This is a genomic window from Bacillus sp. SRB_8, assembly GCF_003264205.1.
Lineage (GTDB): Bacteria > Bacillota > Bacilli > Bacillales > Bacillaceae_G > Bacillus_A > Bacillus_A mycoides.
The window spans coordinates 1-8,416 of the sequence record NZ_NADT01000074.1 but is presented as its reverse complement, the minus strand read 5'-3'; the positions used below and the strand labels follow the sequence as shown (position 1 = coordinate 8,416).

The 8,416-nt window shown below is 33.7% G+C and carries 5 protein-coding genes and 2 pseudogenes; 1 reads left to right on the top strand and 6 read right to left on the bottom strand.

All coding sequences use genetic code 11. The features are described 5' to 3' along the window. Positions 1-34: 34 nt before the first annotated feature. From B5P40_RS31310 to B5P40_RS31295, 4 genes and pseudogenes are all read right to left on the bottom strand, one after another. A pseudogene (locus B5P40_RS31310) lies at positions 35-1,111 on the bottom strand (glycosyltransferase WbsX family protein). Between the two features lie 215 nt (positions 1,112-1,326). Further along, positions 1,327-2,199 (bottom strand): class I SAM-dependent methyltransferase, encoded by an 873-nt coding sequence (locus tag B5P40_RS31305; protein ID WP_088038215.1) that lies wholly within the window; start codon positions 2,197-2,199, stop codon positions 1,327-1,329. 26 nt (positions 2,200-2,225) lie between these two features. Next, a complete protein-coding gene (locus B5P40_RS31300) occupies positions 2,226-2,948 on the bottom strand; it encodes a class I SAM-dependent methyltransferase (RefSeq protein WP_113710489.1) in 723 nt (240 codons plus the stop codon). Between the two features lie 204 nt (positions 2,949-3,152). Beyond that, positions 3,153-3,947, bottom strand: a complete 795-nt coding sequence (locus tag B5P40_RS31295; RefSeq protein ID WP_113710488.1) for a sulfotransferase family 2 domain-containing protein — start codon at positions 3,945-3,947, stop codon at positions 3,153-3,155. A 302-nt stretch (positions 3,948-4,249) separates the two neighbouring features. Between B5P40_RS31295 and B5P40_RS31290 the strand changes: the two are divergent. After that, positions 4,250-5,193 (top strand): annotated as a pseudogene (locus B5P40_RS31290) (NAD-dependent epimerase/dehydratase family protein). Between the two features lie 40 nt (positions 5,194-5,233). On the opposite strand, the gene B5P40_RS31285 reads toward B5P40_RS31290, so the two are convergent. Together B5P40_RS31285 and B5P40_RS31280 are read right to left on the bottom strand one after the other, a co-directional pair. Next, positions 5,234-6,010, bottom strand: a complete 777-nt coding sequence (locus tag B5P40_RS31285; protein WP_060751894.1) for a class I SAM-dependent methyltransferase — start codon at positions 6,008-6,010, stop codon at positions 5,234-5,236. A 66-nt stretch (positions 6,011-6,076) separates the two neighbouring features. After that, complete coding sequence (locus tag B5P40_RS31280) at positions 6,077-8,008, bottom strand: glycosyltransferase (RefSeq protein WP_113710487.1); 1,932 nt, start codon at positions 8,006-8,008, stop codon at positions 6,077-6,079. Positions 8,009-8,416 lie beyond the last annotated feature (408 nt).

Here is an 8,416-nt window from a genome sequence, read left to right as displayed (position 1 = left end):
AGAGTAGGACGTCGCCAAGCAACTTTAAGACGAGTCAGAATGACTCGTCTTTTTTGTATGCTTTCATACCTCTGTTAATTGCCTGCTTAACTCCTTCTAAATAGGCGAATCCATGCCTTTTATCTGGTTCTAAGTAAGTACCTTCTGCCCATTCATTCCACGCATTAATAAATAAAAACTCGCTGTTGTAAAGAGAATAGGTACGCTGGATTTATTTGCTTAAATATATCGTGAACTTCCTAGGGGTAGAACCTAGGAAGATGCTGCTATTTAAGTCTTTGCGGCGTGCTGTATTGTCCCAGTCAACAAAGGCACCAGGAAATGTTTTTTTCTCTGGAGGAGATCGCTTTAGTATATACATCCACACTTTATCATAATCCCAAGCGTTTATTTGTTTACCAGACTCATATATTGTCTTATTTATGTCTGAAGAGCTATCATGAGCAATTGTATAAAAAGGCTCGAATTGAATGCTAGCATCAAATCCATTTATATTAGGAAGTGGAAAGCTGTTTAATGTTTCTGCAAAGTATATACCTTTCAAACCATTTTCTTGTGCGAGTGTATTCCAATAATGAAGCATTTGTTCACAATGAGGGATATGCCCGGGACGATAAATAATGAATAGTGGTTTATCGTCTATACGGATATATCTCTCATCTTGGAAAGCTTGCAATAAATACTCAAAGTGTTCTTTCCAATCCGATAATTCTCCATAATTTTGAGGCATTAATATGTGACTATCAAGACCATCCCAAGTTTTTGTCCACGGTTCATTTGCCCAAGAAAGGCAAAATGGAAAATCTGGTTCCTTCATCTTAAGTACCTCATTAAAGGGTGCCTCCAATAGCCTCTTCCCTTTAAACCAGTAATGGTAATAACAAAAACCATATATGCCATGTGCTTTGGCGATTTCTGCTTGCCATTTTCTTACGGATGGGGTGGTTAAGTCATAATAAAAATCTTGATAAGGTTCTCTAGGTTGGTAATGTCCTGAAAATAAAGGTCGTGCACTTTTAGTATTTGTCCATTCAGTAAACCCTTTCCCCCACCATCGGTCATTTTCTTTTATTTGATGAAACTGTGGTAAGTAAAAAGCGATTATTTTCAAGATATATCCCCCTTATGTTCTTCGTAGTTCAAGTGGTGGGAAGTTACTTTTGATTTTTCGAATCTAGTTAAAACATGAGATATGTTATTTACTTACTGTGTTTATGCTGCATAATGAATTCTTTTGTGCAGTTTGCTTGATATGGAAATCTTTGATGAGTTAAGATATACAGCTGAGATACAAAATGATCTTCATTATATAATGAGCGAAAAGAGTTAATCTTTTTGGAGAACAAATAGAGCTTGGGGTAACCGGTTTGTATCATCAAAAAAGTCCCGTAGCTTTAAATACTTCTCATAGTGGTTTTTAATATAAGTTCTAGGTATAACGGTTTCCCCATAGAAGCTACTGTTTCTAACGTCTCCAGCTCCCGTAGGGCTGTGGATAAAATTGCCGCTTTCATAATCCGAGATGGCACGATTTATATCTGGAAAAGCTTGAGATAAAGTTTTATGCCACCCAGTTTGAATTAATTCAGGGTGTTCCTTGAATTGTTGACAGAAATCGAGAAAATAGCGTGCTTGTGTTGTTGCGATGAAGATTCCACCTGGACGAAGAATTCTTGAAAACTCCTTTATCCAATTTTCTGCTGTTTCTTCGGATAAATGTGAGAATACAGAATAAGCGAATATGATATCTAATGAATTGTCATTAATAAATTCTACAGGAGGTTGTGGGGGAGCTATTTTATACCTGCCTCTTCCTAACGTTTCGTTGCAAAGGTTAATCATTGCAGGATCTACATCAATACCAAGTAAATTTTTATGGCGAACATCTTTGAAAAAGAAGCGTATGATTCTTCCCCATCCGCAACCAAAGTCTAAAATTTTCCGTTCTTTATTCAAGGGAACGCCTAAATTTTGGGCATATGTTTTTACAAGGCTATAAAACAAATATGCTTCATAAAGAGCATGTTCATAGGAAGCACCTACAAACTGTTGTTGAATTTCTTCGGAGGGGAACATAGGTACTGGGATGCCATTTATCTTTGTTTGTGAGCAACTTTGTATAAATAGATTAAGAAGTTCAACATCAGAAAGCGGGCTAACAAGGTTATCAAAATCACTTCCTAACTTAAAGTTATTCATTTGTTAACCTCCAAATTATATAGTGCCTAAAAATCATTTTCGTGTTTTTCACTAATAAAAACATGTAGAAATTCAGCATCTAACCCCAGTGATCTATCCTTTTGTAAATAAACAATGGTATACATATTTGCATGTGTATAAATATATTCAATCATATCTTGACCCCAATCAAATGTTACTAAAGACCCGTTCTCATCAATAGGATTACCATGATAAATTGGCTCCTCAATATATTCGATTCCTTCTTTATTGATTCTTGCTCTTTGTAAAGTCTTTGTGAGTGTATGATACCAAGGGACAGTAAACACATGAGCGCCGCCAGGCTTTAATACACGCTCTATTTCTTTAAAGGCTTTGTTTGGCTCCATTACATGTTCAAAGACATCTTGAGTAATGAATAAATCAAAAGATTCATTTTGAAAAGTCATGTCTTCTAAGTTCTCGCATCTAATCCCTTGAAAGTATTGACCGAGAGGGTAGTTTTTAAAGTATTGAGAGTATGTATAGTTTTTGCAGTTTTTTATTAGTAGTTGAGTTATAACTCCTCCAGGAGAGGATTCGTGGATATGATAGGAACCCCATTTTGGAAAAAATGTATTTAAAACATGGATTAGAGCGCGCTGCCTTGGTATAGAGTGGCATGTAGAACATAAGTAGTGATCTCTAAGCCAATCATTATGCTCTATAAATGTAGCTTTCTTCTCACAAATAACGCAATATCCATTATTGTGCTTCAAATTACCTTCCACATGACATCACTCCTGTGTAAAAAAATGCATATGACACACACGTCAACAATCAGCGAAATCAAAGAGAGTGGGTGGAAATTAGGGAACTCATAAAAGTGAGATTGGTAGAATGGAATAATTAGCGGGAGAGAACCCCACGCTAATTAAAGTTTCACTTTATGCTATGCGATACATTCGCTTTTATTCATTGAAGAATGTATCGACTTAGAATATCCCTTTTGTGTACGGATACATTTCAAAGTCTTGTGCATATATTTCTGTAACTAAATCCATGGTTTCTTTATCATAAAAGCTTTCATATGTTGGAAAGCGGGGGAAGGATGCATCTGTAATGCTAAGTTCTGCATAGCTTCCCGTATAAAGCATCTTATGAGCACGATGATGATCTGAATTTATAAGAAGCGCTAAATTTGATTTAGTCAAATCGTACGTGTGTTCTATCTTGGTGATTTGTGTATTAAAATCTTCTAAAGGAATATAGTATTGGATGAAGTTTTCTTCACCTGGGACGTATTGCTGACTAAAATGTATATCTATTGCTAGGGAATTGGAACCGAATGCTTGAACGTAATATAAAAATTGTTTAAATGATATTCCTTGATTACTATATTTGTCATTATAAAAACAATGCCGGATACTTTCCCATTGAGGGCTAGCATATGGATTGTCAGCAAGCAATAAAAAGGAGCTGACCGCCCTTGTATAGGGATTCCGTACAAGTTTACAAACATCTTTTTTTGCTGTTAGAAGCCCATTTTGTAACTCTGGTATGTAGTTGGTGTTGTTTTTATACACCCAGAATTCATAGTAATGAATAAAGTCATGGTATTTCTTTGCTTCAGGAAATAATCCAATTTGAAAAAAGAACCAATTAGCTAAAGTAGTACATCCGCTTCTATGGCTCCAAAATAGTATAAGTGGAAAGTCTTTATGGAAATGTGGGATTCGATCTTTATGTAGGATTACATGATTTAAAAGCTCTTGATTTACACTCTTCATACATGTAGTGCTCCTTTTTGAAAGTTTTATTTATGGAGAAGGTTTTTAAATAGAATAAACGAGAATATGAGAAGGAAAGTTTTTACTAATCCAATATATTCATGGGAATGAGTAAATATTATGAGTGTTTTTGCGGTCATCTTAAATAAGGTATCGATTCTAAAAGGAAAATATAAAATAAAGATAATGAAAATTTATAAAGGGCATACAATTATAAGAGAATGAATAATAGAGGTGACCAAGTTCGTTTATTTGTATTTCTAGGTGTGATAAGCAAAAATCTTATTACTAGAGAGGATATTATGAGGAAGAATAATTATTTAATAGTAGGTGGAAATAGTTTCATTGGTATAAACCTCGCATTAGGTTTATTGAAACAAGGTCAAAATGTAAAAGTATTTTCCAGACATATAAATAATTTCCCTCAAAATATTATAAGTGAGGTTGAATTTATTAAAGGTGATTTAGCGAATGTTAAAGATATATATAAAGCTTTAGTGAGTGTGGATATTATTATTTATTTAGCTGCAACGTCTAATGTAGCAACTTCAATTGAAGATGTTTTCGGAGATATAAACAGTAGCTTTTTTTTCTTAACTTCATGGAAAGTGTTAAAAATTTTCCTGTTAAAAAAATTGTATTAGCATCTTCTGGAGGCACTGTTTATGGTGAACCGGAATATTTACCTATTGATGAGGAACATCCATTAAAACCACTTTCTCCTTATGGAATAACAAAAGTATCGCTTGAAAATTACTTGTACTTTTATAAGAAAAAATACGGAATTGACTATGTTGTATGTAGATATTCTAATCCATATGGAAAATATCAAAATCCTTTAAAGAAAGTTGGGGCAATAAATTGTTTTTTGTATCAGCATCTCAGTAATGAAAAGATTAATATATATGGGAATCCACAAGAGATTATTCGAGATTATATTTATATCGATGATTTAGTTGAAATCACTATACAACTATCGCAATTAAATCGTTTGAAATCTTGTGTGTATAACATAGGGAGCGGCAAGGGTCTCTCTTTAAAACGAATTATAGTAGAATTGGAGAAATTAACGGAAAGAAAAGTGGACTTTACCTGCTATAAACAAAGGCAAGAAAATGTTCAAAAAATCATTTTAAATATAGATAGAGTAAGACGAGAATGTAATTGGGAACCGAAAATAGATTTCAAAAGTGGAATTAGATTAAATAAGCTATGGATTGAAGAGTTCTTATATAGTAAAAAATAATAAGCCATGCCCTACTTTTGTATCAGTAGAGCGTGGTTTATTATTTTATTTCTTTTTTTATTACCCAAAGGTCTTGATGTTCCCACCAAAAACCTTCAGTGTATTTTTTGATGACAGGGTTATAAGGTAATAATTTAATTTTGTCACATACGTAAGAGGGACTAACGATCGTTTGCCCGTATTGATGAACATCTAAATCCAATTGTTCACTAGAAGGGAGGAACCAATAACCCTGTTTATTTAAATCTGGAAAGCTGAAGTACTTTTTACTTTGATAACCATGAGTTGTGAAAATGAGTAAGCCTTCAGGAGAAACAGCATTATACAATGTTTGAAGCCAACGAAACCAAGTTGTATCAGGCATATGAGAAAAAAAGGATAGACAAAAGACGATATCATACGTAGACGAGGCCAATTTTACTTGTTCAGGTTCAGGGTGAGATAAGATAGAAGAAGTATTTAATGTGTTTTCAATAAAAGTAATAGCCTCTTCATGTATATCACAGGTAGTTATACTTAAGTTCGTTTGTGGGTTTAATAAATGACGTGTTACGCAGCCATATCCGGATGCGAATTCTAATAATTTAATTGGAGTGTCTATAGGGGGATAAAAGGAAGTAATTAAATCTAAAAGTGTTTCTGCGGATTTTCTCCCATCTTGAAAATAATAATCTATCGCTTCTTTTTTAGATGGGAAGACTGGATTAGTGACAAGGAATTGAAAGATATGATCCTCTGGATGGATACTTGCATTTACATTGTATTTGTGTGCAATTTGAGAAAGCAAATCTTTATTTGCTTCTATAAATTCTTTCAAAGAGTAACCCCCCTTAAATGATAGTAACGTTTTACAAGAGATACTGATGGCGAAGAAAATATATCATTAAATCTTCAAATATGCTTTAAGGTACTTTCTATATGTGTACATTTTCTTTTTTGAAATATCGTCGATAGTAAAGGTTTCTTTAATGAAATTCTGCATTTGTACAACTTCACTGTAATGGGCATATGAATCTTCTGTTCTCGTTACGCTATTTGTATGTCGTCTATGATAGTTTAGCGGTTTTGGATTGAAATAAATGTTCCCCTCTTTAAGAATAGAAACATAGAAAAACCAATCACCAGCTACTTTAAACTTTTCTAATTGTTTTTCTGTTGTTTTTATATCTATGTTTTTAAAAACTACACTTGAGACATTAGGTATGGTGTTTTTAATAAGTAATGTATCTTGTATTTCATCTATCCCTTTTCGGAAATAAGAACTTTTCCATTTTTCTTTATCAATATCATTTGTGTAATCTAAATAATGATTGGCTAGGATATTTCCTTGTTCATCTATTTGTTTTGATTGTGTGTAGCTTAAGGTAACATCACCATTTATATGAAACCCTTGTATTACTTCTTCTAAAAATGTCTGATCACATAAGTCATCGGCCTCTGCAATCCAAATATAATCACCGGTTGCTGCAGAGATGCCTTTTATCCATTGTTTAAATACAGAACCAGAGTTTTTATCATTAATAATCTGCTGAACTTTTAGGTGGGGCTTATTTTCGTTTGAGAGCACCTGTTCAAATATAGATACGCTATTGTCAGTAGAGGCATCGTCTAGGAAAATTAGTTCGTAAAGGGGATAGGTTTGGTTTAATATGGATTTAACTCTGTCAGATAAGTATTTTTCGTAATTATAGTTCGGTATGATTACGCTTATTTTTTTGTAATTATGATCAAGTAGGTTTAACAGTTGATAAATGTAATGAAGAAAGTTGAAATCTTTTTCAATAAGCTCTTGGCCAAAGCGCCCTTTTTGTAATCGTAATTCTTCATCTCCAATAAATTCATATATTCTTTCCAGCACCTGCGGTAAATTTAAAAAGTCTACTAAGGCGCCAGTTTGTTCCGTAACAACATCTTCAAAACCTCCAGCGTGTTTAAACCCTATAACAGGGACTTTTGTATCTAATGCTTCTAAAACAACGTTTGGAAAAGGATCTTCTCTTGAAGTTAATAAATATAAATCAGCCCCGGCGTTATATAAACCGATATCTGGAGTAGGCTCAACTAATGTGAAATGTGCTGTATATCTTGGGGATAGCGTGTTAAAGAAATGAACATCTGTTCTCCCGACCCAGATAAAATGAATATTCGTATGAACCTTTCTTACTGAGTAAGCAATAAGTGAGAATAAATCTATCCCTTTCCGATGATCAGCGAAACCTACTCCTAAAATGATTTTGCTATCTAGAGGCAGGTTGTGTTTTTTTCGTAATTCGCTTCTAGCTTTTGCAATATTGTTCTTATAAGGATTGTGGTTAAACAAGCCTTGAGGGAGGATGTGACATTTTTGATGATCTAATTGGGTGATTGTACGGAATTTGTCATACACGTACTGTGAAGGGAAGACAATTTTGTAAGCAAACTGGGCAATGTTTCTAGCTTTCCCCTCGGCAGAGTACTGTTGTATTAAATGCGGCAATTCATGTATTAATGAAATAACTTTTATATTGTGTTTAGCTAGCAATGCAACTATATCACCACTTATGACGGTACTACATATGGCGATGGTATAGTCTTGTGATAGTAACTTCTTTATTAATAATTCGACCCTTTTTTCTGTTGGGTAGTCTTCCTCTAGGCAATAAACAGGACCATACTTTTGAAAATCGTGGATTAAAATGCCCGTTCCAATAGAAATAATTGCGACGGAGTAATGAAAGTTTTCTTTAAGAGCTTTAATAGTATGTAAAGAAAGCAGCTGTGCTCCGTGGAAATGGGCATCATGGGATACATAAATGATCTTCTTATTAACATGCATTTCATAACGCCTCCTAAGTTAATTAGATTTTTAGTAAATGCATGGTGTATGTATAATTCCTAGAGAGAAGTGGTAGGAGATAATTGTGAATGCAGCTGGAATGTACTCGAAATAAAAAGTGCTACCTTTAATATATATTTGTTTGGCTTGCTATTCATTCTTTAGAAAGGTGTAAGTAAGAAAGTATAAACTGTCGATTATGAAAGTGATTGCACCAGTCTATTAATCTCTAGGAACGGAGTATAAATGAAGAAGGTTCAATACCCTTTAGAATTTATAAAATAAAAAGGATAAAAGGTATTGACGATTAGGATATAGAGGTGTAATATAGAACAAGTCGCCGATAGCAACAACGCGGAAAGCGACAAAACAAAATGAAAAACTTAGTTGACATTGAAATATGAAAAT